Annotated in this window: 21 protein-coding genes; 7 read left to right on the top strand and 14 right to left on the bottom strand. The window is 69.2% G+C overall.

Annotated features, from left to right (window positions below):
* Positions 1-64 precede the first annotated feature (64 nt).
* Together ACIPSA_RS36475 and ACIPSA_RS36470 are read right to left on the bottom strand one after the other, a co-directional pair.
* The gene (locus ACIPSA_RS36475) at positions 65-1,432 is read right to left on the bottom strand and encodes a sensor histidine kinase (protein ID WP_402642614.1); all 1,368 of its coding nucleotides are present in this window, start codon (positions 1,430-1,432) and stop codon (positions 65-67) included.
* Positions 1,429-2,169, bottom strand: a complete 741-nt coding sequence (locus ACIPSA_RS36470) for a response regulator transcription factor (RefSeq protein WP_402642732.1) — start codon at positions 2,167-2,169, stop codon at positions 1,429-1,431. The genes ACIPSA_RS36475 and ACIPSA_RS36470 overlap by 4 nt, the downstream gene beginning before the upstream one ends.
* Positions 2,170-2,568: 399 nt before the next feature.
* Here ACIPSA_RS36470 and ACIPSA_RS36465 point away from each other — a divergent pair, with 399 nt between their 5' ends.
* The 5 genes from ACIPSA_RS36465 to ACIPSA_RS36445 all read left to right on the top strand — a co-directional run bounded on the left by ACIPSA_RS36465 (position 2,569) and on the right by ACIPSA_RS36445 (position 8,730).
* Positions 2,569-4,155: an IucA/IucC family protein gene (locus tag ACIPSA_RS36465; protein WP_402642611.1), complete on the top strand. Its 1,587-nt coding sequence runs from the start codon at positions 2,569-2,571 to the stop codon at positions 4,153-4,155.
* A 59-nt stretch (positions 4,156-4,214) separates the two neighbouring features.
* Entirely contained in the window at positions 4,215-5,888 is a 1,674-nt protein-coding gene (locus ACIPSA_RS36460; protein WP_402642609.1) for an IucA/IucC family protein, read from the top strand.
* Entirely contained in the window at positions 5,885-7,078 is a 1,194-nt protein-coding gene (locus ACIPSA_RS36455) for a type III PLP-dependent enzyme (protein ID WP_402642607.1), read from the top strand. Before ACIPSA_RS36460 ends, ACIPSA_RS36455 begins: the two co-directional genes overlap by 4 nt.
* Positions 7,075-8,376 (top strand): MFS transporter, encoded by a 1,302-nt coding sequence (locus ACIPSA_RS36450; protein ID WP_402642605.1) that lies wholly within the window; start codon positions 7,075-7,077, stop codon positions 8,374-8,376. The genes ACIPSA_RS36455 and ACIPSA_RS36450 overlap by 4 nt, the downstream gene beginning before the upstream one ends.
* Positions 8,377-8,457: 81 nt before the next feature.
* A complete protein-coding gene (locus ACIPSA_RS36445) occupies positions 8,458-8,730 on the top strand; it encodes a hypothetical protein (protein ID WP_402642602.1) in 273 nt (90 codons plus the stop codon).
* A 115-nt stretch (positions 8,731-8,845) separates the two neighbouring features.
* Here ACIPSA_RS36445 and ACIPSA_RS36440 read toward each other — a convergent pair whose 3' ends face one another.
* Both ACIPSA_RS36440 and ACIPSA_RS36435 read right to left on the bottom strand, forming a co-directional pair.
* Positions 8,846-9,493, bottom strand: coding sequence for a response regulator (locus tag ACIPSA_RS36440; RefSeq protein ID WP_402642599.1), 648 nt, complete (start codon positions 9,491-9,493; stop codon positions 8,846-8,848).
* On the bottom strand, positions 9,484-11,481 hold the full coding sequence (locus ACIPSA_RS36435; RefSeq protein ID WP_402642597.1) for an ATP-binding protein: 1,998 nt from the start codon (positions 11,479-11,481) through the stop codon (positions 9,484-9,486). The genes ACIPSA_RS36440 and ACIPSA_RS36435 overlap by 10 nt, the downstream gene beginning before the upstream one ends.
* Before the next feature lie 136 nt (positions 11,482-11,617).
* Between ACIPSA_RS36435 and ACIPSA_RS36430 the strand changes: the two genes are divergently transcribed.
* Positions 11,618-12,328 carry a hypothetical protein gene (locus ACIPSA_RS36430; RefSeq protein WP_402642595.1) on the top strand — a complete coding sequence of 237 codons (711 nt, stop codon included), beginning with the start codon at positions 11,618-11,620 and terminating at the stop codon, positions 12,326-12,328.
* Between the two features lie 327 nt (positions 12,329-12,655).
* Here the strand turns inward: ACIPSA_RS36430 and ACIPSA_RS36425 are convergent, their stop codons facing one another.
* The 5 genes from ACIPSA_RS36425 to ACIPSA_RS36405 form a co-directional block, all read right to left on the bottom strand.
* Positions 12,656-12,826, bottom strand: a complete 171-nt coding sequence (locus tag ACIPSA_RS36425) for a hypothetical protein (protein WP_402642593.1) — start codon at positions 12,824-12,826, stop codon at positions 12,656-12,658.
* 106 nt (positions 12,827-12,932) lie between these two features.
* Complete coding sequence (locus tag ACIPSA_RS36420; RefSeq protein ID WP_402642591.1) at positions 12,933-13,310, bottom strand: ATP-binding protein; 378 nt, start codon at positions 13,308-13,310, stop codon at positions 12,933-12,935.
* 348 nt (positions 13,311-13,658) lie between these two features.
* The gene (locus tag ACIPSA_RS36415) at positions 13,659-14,036 is read right to left on the bottom strand and encodes a YybH family protein (protein WP_402642590.1); all 378 of its coding nucleotides are present in this window, start codon (positions 14,034-14,036) and stop codon (positions 13,659-13,661) included.
* 163 nt (positions 14,037-14,199) lie between these two features.
* The gene (locus ACIPSA_RS36410) at positions 14,200-14,916 is read right to left on the bottom strand and encodes an alpha/beta fold hydrolase (RefSeq protein ID WP_402642588.1); all 717 of its coding nucleotides are present in this window, start codon (positions 14,914-14,916) and stop codon (positions 14,200-14,202) included.
* Positions 14,917-15,227: 311 nt separating this feature from the next.
* Positions 15,228-16,124: a helix-turn-helix transcriptional regulator gene (locus ACIPSA_RS36405; RefSeq protein ID WP_402642585.1), complete on the bottom strand. Its 897-nt coding sequence runs from the start codon at positions 16,122-16,124 to the stop codon at positions 15,228-15,230.
* Positions 16,125-16,586: 462 nt separating this feature from the next.
* Here ACIPSA_RS36405 and ACIPSA_RS36400 point away from each other — a divergent pair, with 462 nt between their 5' ends.
* Positions 16,587-16,919 (top strand): helix-turn-helix domain-containing protein, encoded by a 333-nt coding sequence (locus ACIPSA_RS36400; RefSeq protein WP_402642729.1) that lies wholly within the window; start codon positions 16,587-16,589, stop codon positions 16,917-16,919.
* Here the strand turns inward: ACIPSA_RS36400 and ACIPSA_RS36395 are convergent.
* The 5 genes from ACIPSA_RS36395 to ACIPSA_RS36375 form a co-directional block, all read right to left on the bottom strand.
* Complete coding sequence (locus ACIPSA_RS36395) at positions 16,819-17,562, bottom strand: MIP/aquaporin family protein (protein WP_402642726.1); 744 nt, start codon at positions 17,560-17,562, stop codon at positions 16,819-16,821. The genes ACIPSA_RS36400 and ACIPSA_RS36395 overlap by 101 nt on opposite strands.
* A 62-nt stretch (positions 17,563-17,624) precedes the next feature.
* Positions 17,625-17,930 (bottom strand): hypothetical protein, encoded by a 306-nt coding sequence (locus tag ACIPSA_RS36390; RefSeq protein ID WP_402642582.1) that lies wholly within the window; start codon positions 17,928-17,930, stop codon positions 17,625-17,627.
* Between the two features lie 14 nt (positions 17,931-17,944).
* A complete protein-coding gene (locus tag ACIPSA_RS36385) occupies positions 17,945-18,151 on the bottom strand; it encodes a hypothetical protein (RefSeq protein WP_402642579.1) in 207 nt (68 codons plus the stop codon).
* Between the two features lie 259 nt (positions 18,152-18,410).
* Positions 18,411-19,073 carry an HD domain-containing protein gene (locus tag ACIPSA_RS36380; protein WP_402642576.1) on the bottom strand — a complete coding sequence of 221 codons (663 nt, stop codon included), beginning with the start codon at positions 19,071-19,073 and terminating at the stop codon, positions 18,411-18,413.
* Positions 19,070-19,417 (bottom strand): DUF6616 family protein, encoded by a 348-nt coding sequence (locus ACIPSA_RS36375; protein WP_402642573.1) that lies wholly within the window; start codon positions 19,415-19,417, stop codon positions 19,070-19,072. Before ACIPSA_RS36375 ends, ACIPSA_RS36380 begins: the two co-directional genes overlap by 4 nt.
* Positions 19,418-19,430 lie beyond the last annotated feature (13 nt).

Genomic DNA, 19,430 nt, shown 5'->3' with positions numbered 1-19,430 from the left:
AACGCCCACCCAGGAGGACGCCGTCGGCCCAATGGGCCCGCGGCCCGAAAATTGTCCGGCCGGCTCACAGCATGTGCGCCGGCTTGAAGTGGACGACCGCGTCGAGGCCGCCACCTGGCGCTGGGTGCAGGCTGACCTCTCCGCCGGCGGCCAGGGTGAGCTGTTCGACCATGGGCAGCCCGAGGCCGGTGCCGTCGTCGTGGGTGTCGCAGGCGCGCCAGAACCGGTCGAAGGCGCGCCGCCGTGCGGCTTCGCTCATGCCGGGGCCCTGGTCGATGACATGGAGTCCGGGCCCGTTCGCTCCTTGTTCGCGGTCGAGCATGATGACGCTCCCCGCAGGTGAGGCGCGCAGTGCGTTGGAGAGCAAGTTGTCGATGATCTGCTCCAGTCCGCCAGGAACGGCCCAGACGCGTCCACAATCAGGACCGGTCACCTTGATGACGACACCGTGTTCCGCTGCGAAGGCCGTCCACATCTCGGCGCGGTCGGCGACGACGGCGTCGAGATCCGCGGCTTCCGGCGTGGTGGCGGAGTTCTCCAGCCGGGCGAGTGCGAGCAGTCCCTGGACCATGCGGTCGAGCCGCTCAACCTCACCGACCGCGATGTCCAGGCTGGGCCGCGCGCAGGGGTCGAGATGAGGTTCGAAGTTCTCCAGTCGAAGGCGCAGCGCGGTCAGCGGAGTCTTGAGCTGGTGAGACGCCTCGGAGGCGAACGCCTCCTGGGCACGCAGCAGGTGCTGGAGCCGGGCGGCGGTGTGCGTGAAGGAAGTCGCCAGGCGGCGCAGTTCAGGCGGCCCTCGATCGGGGTCGGGTGGATCGGTGAGGCAGCCGTCGGCCAGTTGGGCGGTAGCGCTTTCGAGGGCGCGGACCGGGCGAGTGATCCACCGGGCCAGAGACAGGCCGATCACGGTGACGGTGGCCAGCACGCCGAGCCCGAGCACTGCCAGGGCCACCCACGCATCACGGACTCTCGCATTGAGCGCGGTAAGCGGGGACACGACGCGGACAGCGCAGCGCAGAGTGCCGCCGGAGGTTCCGGGCATGGTGGCGTAAAAGACTTCGGCGCGGGTTTCCCCGTCACGGGTCGTGCCGGTGACAGGCCGACTGCGCAGAGCGCTGACGATGTCCCGCTGGGCGGACCAGTCCTGTCCGGTGGTATGGGCGGTGGTTCGAGTGTCGGTGAGGACGATGCCGCTGCGGTTCGTCACGACCACTCGGCTTCCGGTACTGCGGGCAAGCGCAGGGATGTCGGCCGTCCTGCCATGTTCGATTCTGTCCTCGCACAACTCGGAGAGCACCGCCGCCCCCTGCCCCACCGTGTGCGAGAGACGGGACAACTCTCCGCGGGCGTACACATAGCCGAATGGCACCTCCAGCGTGAGCAGCACGAGGAGTATCAGGCTCAGATAGCTGAGCAGCAGGCGGCGGGTCACGCCTTCGCCCGGTCGGGTTGCGCCTGCGGTACCAGTCGGAATCCGATGCCCCGGATGTTCTCGATCCAGGCGGAATCACCGAGTTTGCGGCGCAGGGCCGCGACGTGGACGTCCAGGGTTTTCGTGGGTCCGAAGTAATTCGGCTCCCACACCGAGTCGAGGAGCTTCTTCCTGGAAAAGACCGCCCCGGGGTCCTCTGCGAGGCAGACCAACAGGTCGAACTCCTTGGGCGCGAGCGCCACGGGGGCGTGGTGCAGGTGCACTTTTCGGGTGCGTCGGTCGATGGCCAGCGGGCCGATGCGCCGGGCTTCGGGCGGCCCGACGGGGGCCCGGCCGCCCATGCGTCCCGCGTACGGCGCCTGCTGTCGATCGGCGGCAAGAACGCTGCGGCGCGCGCGGCGGGTGACGGCTCGAATGCGCGCGACCAGTTCTCGTACGCCGAAGGGTTTGGTCAGGTAGTCGTCCGCACCCAGCTCGAGCCCGAGGACGCGGTCGACCTCGCTGTCCCTGGCAGTGATCATGATGATGGGTACGTCGGAACGTCCTCGCAACTCGCGACAGACATCGATACCGTCCATGTCGGGCAGGCCCAGATCGAGCAGGACCATCTCGGGTTCGAGAGCGGACAGGCCCTCCGCGCCGGAGCGTGCACGCTCCACAGCGAAGCCGAAGCGGCTCAGCCCCTCGGCGAGTGGGCCGGCGACCCGGTCGTCGTCCTCGATCAGCAAGACACGCATGCCGACAGCTTCACAGTGCTCGCAGGCCGTGCCCGGCACAATCGCCGGAAGATCGCCCACCTCAGCGACAAGTACCCCGCCGACTTCGGCCGTGTTCGATACGACGTTGCGATTCCCCCGGGAGCGACCGTCACCCTCGAAGAGTTGCGACGGTCAAGGGAACATCCAGCGTATCGACAAGGGAACGTAAGGACAGAGGAAAGAACTCCCGCAGGAGAGAAATCCTGGGCCGATCCTATTCCTCCGCTGCATTCTCCCGGCCGGTGAGCTTGATCACGCCCCCGTAGATTCGATTCCAGCAGCCGGCTGACTGGTGCCGGAAGTCCCTCGCAATGCCCAGCCATGCGACCACTTGCGGCACAAACAGTGGCGTGGCCTTTTCCGGGCGGAACGGTGAACATGTCACAGGAGACGATCGACGAATTGCGCCGGGTTCGCCCAGAGCTGGCCGGGCCCTTCGCGGCCGCAGTGCCCGGAGCACGGGCGGAGGTGCTCGGCCGGCTGTGGGGCGCCTTCTCCCGCGAGCCCCTCCCCGGCATCACCGGCCGCCGCCATGAGACCGATGCCCTCACCATCTCCCTCCGGAACGGCCGCTCGCTGACCGGCCCCGCCTCCTGCGCGCGGCGGTTCGCTCCGATCCCCGAGGACTTCACGGTGACCGGGCCCGACGGCCCGATCAGCCAGTCCAAGCACCTGCTGGCCACCCTTGGACTGCGGACACTCGCTGCCGGGCGACTGGGAGCCGAACTGGACAACAGCGTGGTCAACCTCGCCCTGGCCCGCGCTGCCCACTTTGCCGGGCCGCCTCCTGTCGTCGACTCGGCCGACGCGGAGCAGGCGGTGGTCGACGGTCACCCTCAGCACCCGTGCTGCCGCACCCGCACCGGCCTGTCCGTCTCTGAAGTCCTCGCCTACGCTCCTGAACACCACCCGGTCGTCGACCTCGCGCTGCTCGCCGTGCCCGCCGACCGCTGGCAGCCCAGCGGCGACTGGCCGCAGGAGTTGCGCGACGGCGACACGATCCTGATGCCAATGCACCCCTGGCAGCGCGACCACGTCCTGCGGCAGCACGCGGACCTCGCGGTGACCGGGCAGACGATCCCAGCCCGACCACTGCTTTCGCTGCGTACCCTCGCACCACTCGGCACCTTGACCGGCTGTCACATCAAGACAGCTCTCGACGTCCAGGTCACCAACTACAAGCGCACCATCTCCCCGGCCGAGGTCGTCGACGGGCCGCGCCTGTCCGATCTGCTCTGCACGGTCATCGACAAGATCGGGTACGGGGAAAGCCTCAGGGTGCTGCGCGAGGTGGGCGGCGGCTCGGTGCGGGCGAAGCGAGGAGCGCCTTCGGAGAGCCTCGCCGCGATGATCCGGGAAGGCTGGGAACAGCACCTCGGTGCCGACGAGATCGCCGTGCCGCTCACCGCCGTACACGCGACCGGCGCGACGCTTGCCGCAGGTGACCCGGAGCGCTGGCTGACGGACTTCGCCGAACTCGTCCTGCCACCCGCCCTGACCCTGCTGTCCATGGGTATCGCGCTCGAAGCCCACGGACAGAACACCCTGGTCGTGCTGCGCGAGGGACGGCCCGTGCGGGTGCTGTACCGAGACCTGGACGGGGTGCGCATCCACCCGGGCCGCCTCGACACCCACGGCTTCACGCTGCCGCCCCTGGCCGGCAACCGGGCCGGCGACGACGAATGGGCCCTTCGCACCAAGCTGTTCGGCGGTCTGCTCAGCGGCGTCTTCAGCGAGTTGGTCGACGTCCTGTCCCGAGGTCGGGGGGCCGCCCCGGAGGCGCTGTGGCGGGCCGTGGCCATGGTCGGCCGTCACGTGTACGCACTACTCCCTGATACAGAGGACGCGGCCGTCTTCTTCGACGCCACGCTGCCGCTCAAGGCGACCATCGCCATGCGTCTGGCTGACTCCCCCGGCACAGCACAGTGGGTTCCCGTCTCCAATCCGCTGGCCCGGTTTCGCTGACGTCCACGTCACCGCAGGCGTACCTGCCCCTCGTATGCATACAACGGAGCCGCTCCCCCATGACCACCCCCACACTGACCAGTAGTCCCTCACTGACCGCCGACGCCGTCACCACCCACACCCTGCTCAACTGTCTGATCCGTGAGGTCTCCGCGCCCGAGCACCAGGTCACCGTCGACGGTGAGCACCTGCTGCTACGCCTGCCCCGTCTCGACCTCCTGCTGCGCATCGCCCTCAGACGCGTCTCACTCATCGGCGCCCACCGCTTCAACGGCCCGGTCGAGCGACGCGACGGCACCACCTGGACCACCGTCAGCTGGCACGAGTTGGCCGGCCACATCCACGACGAACTGCAGCTGCGCACCGGCGCCGCCAACGAAGAGTTCCTGCCCCAGGTCACCGACAGCCACGGAACCATCCGCACCATCCTGGAACACCGCGGCGACCACCGGCCTTCGGCACCGAGCTTTCTGGACTCGGAGCAGTCCCTGATCTACGGTCACCGCTTCCACCCCACGCCCAAGGCCCGTACAGGCGCCGCCGACGGGTGGCTCACGTACGGCCCGGAGACAGGCGCCCGCTTTCCGCTGCGCCACCTGGCCGTACGCCGCGAACTCATCCGGGAGGAGGGCGACCTGAGCGACCTGGAAGCGCTGCTGCCGCCCGCCGATCCCGGCTTCGTGACACTGCCGGTGCACCCCTGGCAGTACGAGCTGCTGCGCGGCGACCGCGAACTGCGCGAGGCGATCGCCACGGGGGACATCACGGACTGCGGCGTCATGGGACCGGAATTCGCGCCAACGGCGTCGGTGCGCACCCTCTACCAGCCGGACGCCGACGTGTTCCTGAAGTTCAGCCTGAACGTCCGGATCACCAACTGCGTTCGCAAGAACTCCGCCTACGAACTGTCCGCAGCCGTTGCCCTGAACAACCTGCTCCGGCCGGTTTTCGCGCAGCTCGCCAACCGGTTCCCGGGCTGCGCGCTGCTGGCCGAGCCCGGCTATCGCACGCTGGACGTCGGCGGCCAGGCCGGCCTGGTGGAGGGGTTCGGCATGATCGTGCGATCGGGTCTGCGCACCCACCTGCTGCCCGGGGTGACGCCGCTGCTGTGTGCGGCGGTGGCCGACGAGCATCCCACCAGCCCGGCCCAGATCTCACAGCTGCTCGCCCGCGGCTCGGGGGATCCGCTGACGTGGTGGGACGCCTACCTGAGCCTGCTGCTGCCGCCGGTGCTGACGGCGTACTTCGAGCACGGCGTCGTGCTGGAGCCGCACCTGCAGAACGTGGTCGTCGGAGTGCGCGAAGACGGCACCCCGGCTCAGCTGCTCTTCCGCGACCTGGAAGGCACCAAGCTCCTCGCCGGACAACACGGTGAAGCGCTCGCCGAACTGCCCACGGCGGTACGTGATTCGCTCACCTACGACGCCGAGCACGGTTGGAACCGCGTCGCGTATTGCCTGTTGGTCAACCACACCGCGGAGATGCTCGGCTCCCTGGCCGACACGGACCCCCGGCTGGAACCCGCGCTGTGGAGTCTCGCCCGCGACCACCTCAATGCCTGCTCCCGCAGCCTCGGTGATCCGCCGCGGCTGCGCGCCCTGCTGTCCGGCGTACCGCTGCCCGCCAAGGCCAACCTGATGCTGCGCTGGTCCCGCCAGGCCGACCGGCACGCCACCTACATCCCGCTGCCCAGCCCGCTGGGCGAAGACTTCCCCCGCGAGGTGCCCCTGTGAACCGCGAAGTACTCGCCCACATCAGCCGACTGCCCATCGACGACCTGCCCGCCTACGTATACGACCTGCGCAGCCTGCGCGACCACGCCCGCACCATCCGGGCCGCACTGCCCGAGCGGGTCGAGCTGCTGTACGCGGCCAAGGCCAACGCCGACCCCCGCCTGCTGCGGGTGCTCGCCGACCATGTCGACGGCTTCGAGGTCGCCTCCGGCGGAGAACTGAGCCATGTGCGCAGCCACTTCCCGGACATGCCGATCGCATTCGGAGGCCCTGGGAAGACCCCCGCCGAACTCGCCCGGGCCGTCGACGCGGGCGTGTCCCGTCTGCATGTCGAGAGTGAACACGAACTGCGGGTGCTGACGACCGTGCTGGGCGACCGATCCATCGACATTCTGCTGCGCGTCAACCTGGCCCTCACCCCTGGGCCGGTGGCCCTGACCATGGGAGGGCGCCCCGGGCCCTTCGGGCTGGAACCCGCCCAGCTCGACAACTGTCTGGCCGTCATCGCCACCGACCGACGCCTGAGACTGCGTGGCCTGCACGTTCACCTCGCAAGCGGCATCCAGGCCCCCGGCCACCTCGACCTGGCCGAGGACGTCCTGAAGTGGGCTCACGGCTGGGCCGAGGCCCGTCGCATCAACCTGGCAGAGGTCAACGTCGGCGGCGGGATGGGCGTCGACTACGCCCATCCAGATCAGCTGTTCGACTGGGCGGCATTCGGCACCGGACTGCACCGGCTGCTGGCCCGCCGGCAGGGCCTGACCGTACGGATCGAGCCTGGCCGCTCGGTCACCGCCTACTGCGGCTGGTACGTCACAGAAGTCCTGGATGTGAAACGCAGCCACGGCGAAGCCTTCGCCGTCGTGCGCGGCGGCACCCACCACCTGCGCACCCCCGCGGCGAAACAGCACAACCAGCCCTTCCAGATCATCCCCGCCGACACCTGGCCCCGCCCCTGGCCGCGCCCGGAGGCACGGCGAGAACCGGTGACCCTCGTCGGCCAGCTGTGCACACCCAAGGACGTCCTTGCCCGTCGCATTCCCGTACGACAGTTGCGCTCGGGCGACCGGATCGCGTTCGCCATGGCCGACGCCTACGCATGGAACATCTCGCACCACGACTTCCTCATGCACCCCGCGCCGGCCTTCCACCACCTGGACGAGGCACCCGTCCCGGCCAGCGTGCCGTGAGCGCCTCCCGCACCACGGCCGCGAGCACCGAGCCGGCCACTCCCGGCACCCGCTGCCTCCACCGCTACCTGATCGGGCAGCTGGTCTCCAACACCGGCACCTGGATGCAGCGGGCCGCGCAGGACCTGCTCGTCCTGCACCTCACCGGCAACCGCGGCAGCGCCGTCGGACTGCTGACCGCCCTGCAGTTCCTGCCCCAGACCCTGTTCGGCCTGACCGGTGGCATCATCGCCGATCGCTTCCCCAAACGACGGCTTCTGCTGATCACCCAGACCACCATGGGCCTGCAGTCACTGCTCCTGGGCCTCCTGACCATCTCCGGAACGATCACCACGGCGTCCCTGTGTGCGTTGGCCGTCGCTCTCGGCACCGCCACCGCCCTTGATCAGCCCGCCCGCAACGCCTTCATCTCCGAACTCGTCGAACGCGACGCTGCCCCGGCCGCCATCAGCCTGAACTCCGCCCAGTACAACGTCGCCCGCATCCTGGGCCCCGCCCTGGCGGGCCTGGCAGTCGCAGGCGCAGGGGCCGGCCCGGTCTTCCTGGCCAACGCGGCCTCGTACCTGGCCGTGCTCTACGGGCTGGTCACCATCCGCGCCGAACAACTTCGTTCCTCCAACAGGAGCCGGCCTCAAAGGACGCGGGTGGCCGACGCCTTCCGCCATATCGCGGCCACTCCGGACCTGTTCCTGCCGATCGCCGTCGTCGGCTTCGTCGGCACCTTCGGACTCAACTTCCAGGTCACCATCGCCCTGGTCGCCGCCACCGTCTTCCACACCGGTTCCGTCGCCTTCGGCTGCCTGTCCGCTGCGTTCGCCACCGGCGGCCTGATCGGTGCCCTGCTGGGCGCCGCCCTCCGACGGCCCCCCACCTCGGGACGGCTGATCGTCGCGGCCGTCGCCTTCGGGGTCTTGGAGGCGGCCGTCGGACTGGCGCCCGGCTACGTCACCTTCCTCGTCCTGCTCGTTCCCACCGGCCTGCTCGCTGTGACAGTGACCACCACCGCCAACGCACTCACCCAGCTCAGCGTCGACCCTGGGATGCGCGGCCGAGTCATGTCCGTCTACTTCCTCGTCCTGCTGGGAGGCACCCCGCTTGGGGCTCCCATGGTCGGCTGGGCCTCCGACTCCTTCGGTGCCCGCTACAGCCTGATCCTCGGCGGCCTGATATCCGCCGCCGCGCCCGCACTGCTCGCCCTGGTCACGGCCCGCACCAGGCGGATACCACGGCCCGGAGCGCCGCCTCCAATCGCCGAGGCGACAATCACCGAAGCGTCGGTGCGCCCGGGAAGACGCTGAACACCGGCGCCACAGCGCCCAGTGCATCGGGGCGGCCACACCAGACGTCCGGGGCGGCCGGCGGCGAGCAGGATCAGGACCATGACCTGGTCCGGCCGAGAAGAGCACCAGGGATCGGCAATCCTCGTCTCCAACACGCTCGGCACGTCGATGGGTGACTTCCTGTCCGACAGTTCCGGTCTCGGCTACGCCGGCGGCGCGCTGCTCGTGACCGGGCTGCTCGCCGTGCTCGCGGCGCTGATGAAGGTGCCCGCGGTGCCGAACGTACTGCTGTTCTGGACCGCCTTCGTTCTCACCCGTCCGCTGGGCGCCACGGCAGGCGACTTACCAGTTCGGTCAGGGGCATTGGACTGACCAGGAAGACTTCGGGGGTGGGGCCATCCCAGCGACACCAGCAGGCCACAGCTCGGCACAGCCACTACCGACCATGATCCACCGAACGGAGACAGCGGACAGATTTGGAAAGGGGTCACTGCCAACGCAGGAACTGGAGCACCGCCTGCACCCGCCGGTGCTCGCGCTCGCTCTGCTCCAGGCCGAGCTTGGTGAAGACGCTGCGTACGTAGCCCTCGATCGTCTTGGGGCTCAGGACCAGCTCCTCGGACAACGCGGCGTTGGTCAGTCCCTGGGCCATCAGCGCCAGCACCTCCCGCTCGCGGTCGGTGAGTTCGGCGAGCGGGTCACGTTCCCGTCGTCGGCCGACCAGCCTGGACACGAGTTCGGCGTCGATCACGACCTCGCCACCGGCGACGCGTCGTACGTCGACCGCGAAGGCACCGAGGTCGGACACCCGGTCCTTGAGCAGGTAGCCGACCGCACCGTCGAACTCTTCTATGAGCCGTAGCGCGTGATGCACCTCGACGTACTGCGACAACAGCATCAGCCCGACCTGCGGCGCGAAGCAGCGGATCTCGGCCGCGGCCTCGATGCCCTCGTCCGCGAAGCCCGGCGGCATCCGCAGGTCGGTGATGACCACGTCCGGCGGGTCGCGACGGACGAGGCCGACCAGCTCCGCACTGTTCCGGGCCTGGGCCACCACGTCGAAGCCCTCCTCAGCGAGGATGCGAGCCATCCCCTCGCGGAAGAGCAGCGCGTCGTCGGCGACGATCACTCGCACGGCAGCACCGCCCTGACCCGGGTCCCGCCGCCGGAAGGGCTGTCGACCTGGAGGTCACCACCGAGTGCGGCGAGGCGATCCGCCAGCCCCTGCAGCCCCGTTCCCGTTCCTGGGCGTGCGCCGCCGCGACCGTCGTCGGTGACCTCCACGCACAGCCCGCCGTCGACCGGGGCCACGTCGACGACGAGCACGCTCGCGCCCGAGTGGCGGGCGGCGTTGGTGAGCGCCTCGCTCACCACGTAGTACGCCGTCGCCTCGACCGCGCGCGGCAGGCGACCGGCGTCGGCCACGTGCAGGCGCACCGGGATCGCCGACCGGTCCGCGAGCGCGGCGAGCGCGGGCTCGAGACCCGACTGGGCCAGCACCATCGGGTGCAGGCCACGGGCCAGCTCACGCAGTTCGGCAGTGGCCTCCAGTAATTGTGCCCGCGCGTGTTTCACCCGATCCGCCATCGCCGCTCCGCTTGCCTCCGCCTGCTTGGCCAGAGCGCCCAATTCCAGCCCCAGGGTGACCAGTCGCTGCTGTGCACCGTCGTGAAGGTCGCGCTCGATGCGTCGGCGGGCCGCGTCCTCGGCGGTGACGATCCGGCGAGCCGCCGCCTGGATCTCCTGCGCCTGTTGCTGCTGCCCGATGATCAGCCCGGTCTGCGCGGCCAGGTCCGACAGCAGACGGACCTCCGTGGCGCTGAGCGACTCCCCCGTCGGCTTGCGGACCGTGATCGCGCCGCGCACGGTACCGCGGTGGACGACGGGCCGGACCAGTCGGCGCGCCCCGCCCAGCCCGGCGAGCGCTGCCGGGCCCGCATCGACCGTCGCAGCCGGCCACCGGCCCTGCGGCACAAGACACTGCTCGTCGCCCACCCACACGACAACCTCGGTGGCGCCGACCCCTCCGGCGACCGTGGCCGCGACGGCGTCGAGCAACTCCTGCGGCGGGTCCTCGAGGTGGGCCGACAACCGGGACAGCGCTTCGTACGGCGTCGCGCGATGCCCGTACACGAGACGATCCGCCAAGCGCTGGGCCCGCCGCCGCAGCGGCTCGAACGCGACCGCGACGACGGCCGTCGTGACCAGTGCCAGCGCTCGTTCGTCGGCCGGAACCACGGCTCCCGCACCGACCACGATCGCCACGTACGCGGCCGTGATCAGCAGCAGCATGGCCCCGACGACAAGGGACTTGTTGATGACCGGGTCGATGTCGTAGAGCCGGAACTTGAGAATCGCAAATCCGGCGGCGACCGGGATCAGCGGGAGCGCGAGCAGGCCCGGAACGGGGCTGCCGAACGCCAGCAAGCCGGCCACCAGCAACAGGATCGCCGCGACCACCGCGAACACAAGCCAGCGCATCTGGCGCGCCTCGTCGCCACGAGCGCGGCGGATACGCACCACGATCGCGACAGTCCACAGCACCTGGAAGAGTAGATAGCTGTATTGCGCGTATCCCCAGACGCGGTCCGCCGCCTCGCCGCCCGGCACATCCAGCGGGTGCGGAGCAGCCAGTCCCACCCGGTCGTACTCCACCGGCCACAGCGCCGACACCACCGCGAGTACGGCCGCGACCGCCATCATCGCGACCACGGCGAACCGCCACCATGGTGACGGGAGCCGCCCGTCGGGGAACGCCATGAACGTCCACCCGGCCAGCGCGATCGCCAGCGGCAACGGCCACACCCCGACCCAGCCGAGCCAGGAGGCCCCGGCCAGGGTGCCGCTGTGCAGGCCGTACTGGCGACCGAAGAACATCACCGCGTGCAGCACGCCGGTCGCGACGAACAGCCAGCCCTCCGGGTGCCGCGGCCGCATCCGCACGACGTACAGGCCCACCGCGGTGAAGGAGGCGCCGATCAGCCCGTTGTGCACGTTCTCCAGGTGGAAGCCGAGGTACCAGCCGTAGCCGACGAGGGTCGCAACCACCAGCGCCACCAGTGCCGCCCCGGCTTCGCGGACCGTCGGTGGGACCTGGTCGTGCGCCTCCGTGGCCGCTGACATACAGCCATGCTGGCACAGCAGCAACGCTCACGGATGAGGGTTGCCCCTGGTCGAAGTGCAGGGTGCGCACCGTATCCCGGAGCCCCGGGGAGAGACACGGTGGAACCACCGATTCGTCCCGGCCGAAGGAGCCACCATGAGCACGTCGACTCGGGTCCGCACCCAACTGTCCCGCGCCGGACGCCCCGAACGGGTCGTCGGGCCCCTCCTCGCGCTGGGCGGGGTCACCTTCTTCGCAGGCGGCGCCATCCACCCCGGTGACAGTGGTCGGGGATCGAAGGTCTCCCAGCTCCACGAAATGCTCGTCGGCTCGATGTGGTACCCCTCGCACGCGCTGCTGCTGGCCGCGATGGCGTGCTTCGCGACCGCGATCCTCGCGTTCCGGCGCCGTGGCGGTCTCGGCACCGGCATGGCCACAGTGACCGGCGCCGTCTCCGTCATCGCCGTCGTCGCCACGATCGGGATGACGCTACACCTGTTCGCCGCCCTCGATGCGGACGGGATCGCCGGTGGCGAGAAAACGTTCATCTACCAGGCGCAGACGTGGAACGAGACGATCGTCGATCCGCTGTGGGGCCTGGGCATTGCAGCCCTCGCCGTCGCCGGCGGCCTCACGCGCACCATCGGCAACCCGATCACACTCGCGCTCGGCCTCGTCGGCGGGTTGGCCTACTCGCTGGCGTCCGCCACGATCGCGTTCACCGACCGCTTCGACGCGCTGTTTCCGCTGGCCTCACTCATCGGCATCTGGGCCGTCGTGGTCGGCCTCATGATGTTGCCGCGGAAGGCCCGATCCGGGGGCGCCGCATCTGCCCCGGATCTCGACCGGGCCGAGACCTCCAACTGAGAGGTTCGCGCGCGGCGAGACACTGTTTCGGCAGTGGGATCGGGAGCCACTCTGCTTGGCCTCGAAGGCGGCGGTGGAGGCGTATCCGCTGTCGGCAAACCCGAGCTGGATGTCACCGTACGAAGGGCGGGACTTGCTGCCCGTGAGGCCGTCGCGCAGTCCGAGGAAGCCTCCGAGCCGGACCCTGGGACGCTTCTTCGGATCATCGGATCGTTCATCACGGTGCACCGTTGGCTGACGCCCAGTGGGTACGGATCGCGCGCTGCGCTCACCAGCACACCGCCGGGCCCGTCAAAAGCAGCGCCGACCCCGCAGCCCACCGCGCGTTCACCAGCGCCGGGTCCAGTTGTCGAGGTTGCCCCTGAAGTACGCCAACAGAACCAGGGGCACTCCGCCCTCGCCGACCTCACGGTACGCGTACTCCATTCCGTTGGCGGCGGTCACCTTTCTGGTCGGCGCCTGGAAGTAGTTCAGCGCCATCGGAGCTGTCCCTTCCATCGCATCCACCTCTCACTGGAGCGTGCCTGGGTCCCCGGTGCTGGGTACCTGAGGAGCGCGGTCACACCTGGGATGCCGTTCCAGCGCCGTGAGCCACCACGAGCGTTCACCAGGGCGCCCGTCCAGCCGCGTCCGGCTTCGCACGGGCACCGGTTCTGAATCCAGCGTCGATGATCAATCGGCCGCTCGTCTCTCGCATGAATGGGTGATGGAGCGTTCTCCGGACCGCGGGGCGTACAGACCGACCAGATCCCAGGGCGAGGAGAACCGGCGCGCCCTGCGAAACGTGATCGACCTCGTCCGCCTTGCTCGCCCCCACCATGAACCCGGCGGAGGCGGCCTCCGCGCGCACCGCGTCGAGGACCACGGTCTTTCCGATGCCGGCCTCGCCCGTGATCAGAACGATCCCGCCCTGGCCCGAACGCTTCGCCCGGTGCACGGCATGCAGCCCGCTCGACATCGGTTCAGCTCGGCCACGAAGCACATGAACTCTCACACACCCCACCGATCACACAGGTCCCGCTCACTCATGTCGAAGTGAGACGCGGGCGACGAACGCGCTGATGTGAGAGGCGACCTGGTACACCGACCGGAGCCGGCGGGGCGGGTGCGATGAGTACCACGCCCTTCAGTCCGGCGGGAGGCGAGCACTTGGGCCACCTTGCCGCCCATCGAGGGGCCCACCACGACGAATTCGCCGCAGCCGAGCTGTTCGATGACCGGCCGCCAGGTGCGGTGCGAGCCACCCCAGTGGTGGAGGAGGACCAGGGCCGGGCGCCGGTTGGCTGAGGGGGGTGGCCGGGTTCCGGGGAGCCCGGCCGCCGACGGACGCTCAGGCGGTACCGAGGGGGTTGAGAATGGCCATGCGCCAGGTGCCGTCCTGACCACGGCGGGCGACATTGGCAGTGGTGCCGGTGGCCTTCTTCCGGTTGCCGTCGGGAGTGGTGATCTCGAGGGTCCACTCCTCGCTGATCAGCGCGATGTCGGCACCGGCCACAACGCGCGACGGGCCGTTGGACAGCTGGGCGTTGCCGGCGATCGACCCAGCCGTGTAGTCGCGAAGCGCCTGACCGGTGACGGTCTCACCGGTGATGGTACGCATGACGGCACCGGGCGCGAGCAGGCTCATGACCTCATCAAGATTCCCGGAGTTCATGGCCTTCTCGAAGGCCGGGGGGAGCTGCGCCGGGTCGGTGATGGGAGTCGACATGGTCGTTCCTTCCAGAATTGGATGTCGTGCAGATCGTTGAACAGTTGAAATGGCGGGTGCTGAGACCCGCGTATGCATGCCCGCCAGAATGCTCCGCCGGCAGAGCACAGCGGCGCCGTGCTGACCGCCGCCGCGGGCTCGACACATGGGGGGCGTGGGACCGTCAGGTGTACCGGCGAAGGAAGTCGGCCAACGCCGGGTTGACGCGGTCGGGATGAGTGAGGTTCGGCGTGTGTCCGGCCCCGGTCACGGTGACCAGCTCCTGGGCACCGGGGAGCTTCCCGGCCAGTGTCTGGCCCAACGGGTACGGGATCGGCTGGTCCGCGTCGCCATGGACGACCAAGGCCGGCACCGTGATCTCGCCGAGCCGGCCGGTGATGTCATCCACCCCCATCAGCACCTGCACCGCGTCGGCGAGCCGTTCACGCGGCTGCGCCCGCCACTTCGCCAGCCACTGATCGTGGATCGCGGGCTGTCCCAGCAGCATCCCCAGCAAGACCGGGGCCACTGCCTCCGGACCCGCGCCGCGGAATCCCTCCGACACACCACGCATCTGCGCCAGCGCCTCGAGCGGCCAGGCGACCGACGTCGTGTCGATCAGCACCAGGGCTTTGACCCGCTCAGGCGCCAGCAAAGCGGCCCGCATCGACAGAAAGCCACCCTGCGAATGCCCCACCAACGCCGCCTCCCGCACGCCCAGGTGATCCAGCAGCCCGATCAAGTCGGCAGCCGAGTCCCAGTAGGTGTAGGTCTTACCGTCGTCCTCGGTCCGGCCGTGCAGCCGCTCGTCCCACACGACGACCCGAAAGTCCCCCGCCAGGACCTGGATCTGATGCACCCACATGTCATGGTCCATGAGGTTGCCGTGGCTGAAGACCACGACCGGGCCCTCACCACCACTGTCCTCGAAGTAGAGGCGGGCACCGTTGACATCTGCGTACGGCATGGTTGTTTTCTCCCTTCTTCCCGGCCTCACCAGGCAGTCAGAGGCCTGGCCGGAAGCGGATGACGCGCTGACTGCTTGCTAAACAATGCGCGATGCGAGCAGCGCGGGCGAGGTATGCAAGAGACGCGCCATGGTCGAAAATGGACTCGCCGATTCGCTCAAGGCGTACGCCTCAGACAGCCCGGGCTCGGCGTGGTCTCCGCCCCACGGCAGATGCCTCTGGCTGTCCCAGCGGACGGGGGCTGTCAGCGCTGCGTGGCACGGAACGCCCCGGGAGTGGCACCCACCGTCCGCTCGAAGAACTTCCCGAAATTGGTGGGTTCCGTGAAACCCAGCATGCGCCCGACGGACGCGACAGGAAGGCCGGTATGAACCAGCAGCCGCTTGGCCTCCAGGGCGACACGGTCGTCGATGAGATCCTTCGCGGTACGGCCCGTAGCGGCCAGACAGGCTCGCGTAAGCGTCCGCGGCGAGTAACCGAGGTGCGCGGCATACTCGGCAGCACGGCGCCTCGTGGCGAACGCGCGTTCCAGCTCGCCACGGAAGGCCCGGAACACCTCGCCCCCCGCCGCGGGATTCCATTCACCAGGATGCGGCAGCCGGGCAATGCGCACCAGCAGCGCAGCAAGAAGCTGCCGCAGCAGTTCCACAGTGAGTTCCGCCTGCGCGGCGTCCCGCTCGGCCAGCGTGGCGTATTCCGCCGCTATCTCAGCCACCGCCACCGACATGGCCCGGTACTCCACCGCAGACAGTGAGAAGGCGGCAGGACTGAGCCCCTCGTCGATGACGGCTGCACTGGCAGGCACCGGCGGTGGAAACGCAGGCGTGAACACCACCAAGGTCGCATCAAGGTCCGCAATGCCCCCCTGAGGACCCGCAGGGAAACGCTGCACCTGACCAGGACGCAAATGCAGCAGAGTCCCCGGAGCGCACGGGTAACCCACAAAGTCGATCAACGCGGTACCCTCGCCACGGGTGACCAGGGTCAGCTGATGGAAGTCCGGACGACTGGGCGCCGCCGCGACAGACGGCGACAGCCGCTCACGCAGCGTCGCGAAGGACATGACCTCCAGCCCCAGTCGGGGCTGATCCGGATTGTCATAGCTGACGTCGACAACATCCGGGCTTCCAAAACCAGCCATCCACCAATGATCGCAGCCACGGCTGACCACACCGGCGACGAGCTTCCTTCGTCTTGAAGCCACTGACCACGAGGCCAGCGCAAGCAACGAGGCCGACCCTCACACAGGTCGCAGGCAGCTACCGAATACGGTAATCGCCCGGCAGCCCGGCGGGATGACCGCTTGGTCTCCAGGCAATTCGGGCGGTCATGACAGTCAGGAACGCAAGATCCCCATACGGACTGAGTTCGAACCGAGTGGCCGAACCCCTCAGCTCAGCACGCCCCGGTGCACTCCGGACCCCTGAGCGGGCGCGGTGACATGCCGCAAGACCACCAATGACCTCTTGCGGGCTTCCGAATCGGTGCGAGCCGTGGCCTGCTCGGTTCGCCGACTTGCCCGGCAGTCGTGCGAGATGCCGGTCGCGAACATCGCCCCGGTTACGTTGTTCCACGGCCTTTCGCGTGACGCGGTCGAACGCGAATTCACCCGCACCCGCCGCGTGGAGGACTACGCCCCGGGCATGGGCTACTCACCCCGCGCCCTCTCCAGGGCCGCGCTGACCGGAGCCGGGGCAGGGGCGACAAAATCATCGACCGGCGGGCCGTCCTGGAAGCCAAACGCCTCCTGGCACACGGCGACCCGCCGGCCTCCTGTATCGCGGCGCAGCTAGGCTCCACCAGCGCCACCAACTTCAGCAAGTTCTTCCATCAGTTCATCGGCCACTCTCCGATCGCCTCTCGCGCGACCGACCGCCGCCGCTCTTCGGAGGATGGACAGGGCCATATGCCTGGTACCGGGCGACCCCACCGGTGAGGGCCGCGCCTGCAAGGGGTGCCACCAGATAGAGCCACAGATGTGACCAATCACCCGGCCGGTGGGCCCACAGGGCGGGGCCGAACTGGCGGGCGGGATTGGCGGACCCGCCAGTGAGGGTACCGAGGGCAATCATGACCCCAGCGGTAGCGGCGGGGCGAGCCAGCGGGATCCAGCGTGTCCACGCGCGACGGGACATCAGCAGCAGGGTGACGGTGAGGACAGCGGCGGTAGACACGGCTTCGACGCTGAACAGCAAGGTAGGCGAGCAGGAAGGAGCGGGTTCAACCGCGGCGTAGGCCATCCGGTCCGCGAGGACCGGGCCCCACACGAGGCGGGCCAGGCCGGTACCCGCCACGGAACCGGTGAGCTGGGCGGCGAAGTACGCCGGAACCCGGCGGCCGGGGAAGGCCCCGGTCAGCCACAGGCCGAAGGTCACCGCCGGGTTGAGATGTCCGCCGGAATAGCGGCCCCATGGAGAGGACAGCGCCCCCGCGAGCGCCGCGCCGACAATCACCGCCACGACCGCAAGCTGAAGATGCGGTTTTGGCAGGGCCCGGCTGAGTGGCGATGCCATCACCCAGCGGACAGCGGTCACCACGACGAACAGGACACCGCCGGTAAGGACGAACTCCGCGACCATCGCCACCCAGGCGGTGGCACCAGTAGTCCGCCGCGCAGGTACACAGGCAATCGTGGACACGGTCAACCCCGGGCCGTCACGCCGATGGCGGCCCTGGTGCCCAGGTCCAGAAGCACCAGCAGGCCCAGATCGGGACACCGCTCGAGCAGCGCTTCTTTCAGACAGTGGTCCGGGGAGCCGGTCGTGCCCGCCACGGTGGTTGGCTTCTTGCCGCTGCCGATGGTGAACGCAAGGGGCTGGTGCTGCTCGGCGAGGGTGAGCTGGCCGTCGTCCAGGAGCGGCGCGTCGCGCTCGCCGGTGATCAGGAGGGACGCATTGTTCAGACCGGTGTCACCGGCGGCGTGGACGTTCTGGGGCAGGGCGGGCATGGGTGCGCTTTCGTTCACAGAGTGCTGAGGGGTGGCTTCAGGCGGCCGTGGTGGTGGCCACGTGCTGGTCCAGGGCAGGGGTGAGCGCGTCGGCCGAGGCGGTCGGTGCCGTGGGCGGTGTGCAGCAGCGTCGGGTAGGCATCGGCGCCGAGACGGCGCACCTCGAGGAAGTCGGCCTCCGCCTCGGCACGAGCGGCGGGCGAAGCGAAGGCCTCCCGCATGACCGCCACCCTCGGCGCAGCCGTGAAGGCCCTACCCGAAGAACTCGGCGCCGCGCCCGACCGACATCGGTCCCCGCATCGCGACCGCTCTGGCTTTCCTTGCAGCCGGGACGCCGACTCTCAAAGGCCCGGGACGCGATGCCGGGTCAACACAGGCGCGGAGCCAGGCACACGGGGTGCCCGGCTCCGCGTCTTCTTCGTCACAGCTGCCCGCCGTCAAACGGCCACGGCATTCGACCGCAGCCACCGCGAGACGTCGTCAGTCCGGACGCACCGGGGCCGCGGCCAGCTCGTCCAGCCCGGGGAACGGATTGTCCGGGCGGTGCTTGCGATACACGATGTCGACGAACGACACCGGCGCCCACTTCGACGGCTGCTCGTCGATCTGATGGACCACCTGCGCATGGATCTTGTTCCGCAGATCCAGATACGGAAACGCCTCGTGCGCCGCGTCCAGCACCGCCCGGTCCACCTCCTCGACACCGAAAGCGAACATGTCGGCACCGATACCGAAATGCGCGAGAGCGCCGAGCAGATGCTTGTGGGGCGCGATCCCCGGCGAGGTGTGCAGCGCCACCGCATCCCAGATCTGGTCGGCGGCGGCATCGGACAGCCCGTGCTCCCGGGCGAATCGAGCGGCCCGGAACGCACCGTCCACCTCGAACCGGTTCGGACCCTGCCCCGCGTCGGTCAGACCGATGTCGTGCAGCACCGTGGCGAGAAAGAGCGTCTCGTCGTCGTAGTCCACCCCGGCAACGAGGTTCCTGGCGGTGGCGATACTACGAGCGTAGAAGTAACTGCGGACAGTATGGTTGAGCAGCCATTCCGGAGAGTGCTCGGCAGTGAAGGCAACCGCGGCCTCCGTAGCCGCCGTACGCGGCCACCCTCCGATCTCCTCCGGCAGATTCTCGAGCACGCTCACTTGACCTCAGCCTCCAGTGCCAGGTGCCCGGCGATGACCGCCTCGGCCGGCCGCAGCTCACCCACGACGTTGGACTGCTCGAAGTAGGTGTACCAGCCGGAGCGCTCGACACCGCCCAGGAACCCGTCGGCCAGTTCCCTCGAAGGGGCCTGCCAGACCGCAAACCACTCATAGGACGCGGAATGCGCGGCCGGTTCCACCCTGCCCCAGCCGAGCGTCACGACTCCGATTTCCGCGAGCTGCTTCATGGCTTCCTGAATCCCTGCGAACAAGTCGTTCCGCGCCTCCTCGTCGGCGGCGAAGAACGCGGGCTTCGGTGTCCACGTCTCGACTACTGCGTACATGTTGCGCATCTCC

It is taken from the genome of Streptomyces sp. NPDC086549, from assembly GCF_044746205.1.
Lineage (GTDB): Bacteria > Actinomycetota > Actinomycetes > Streptomycetales > Streptomycetaceae > Streptomyces.
The sequence above is the reverse complement of the archived record's forward strand: the minus strand, read 5'-3'. Positions and strand labels throughout refer to the sequence as shown.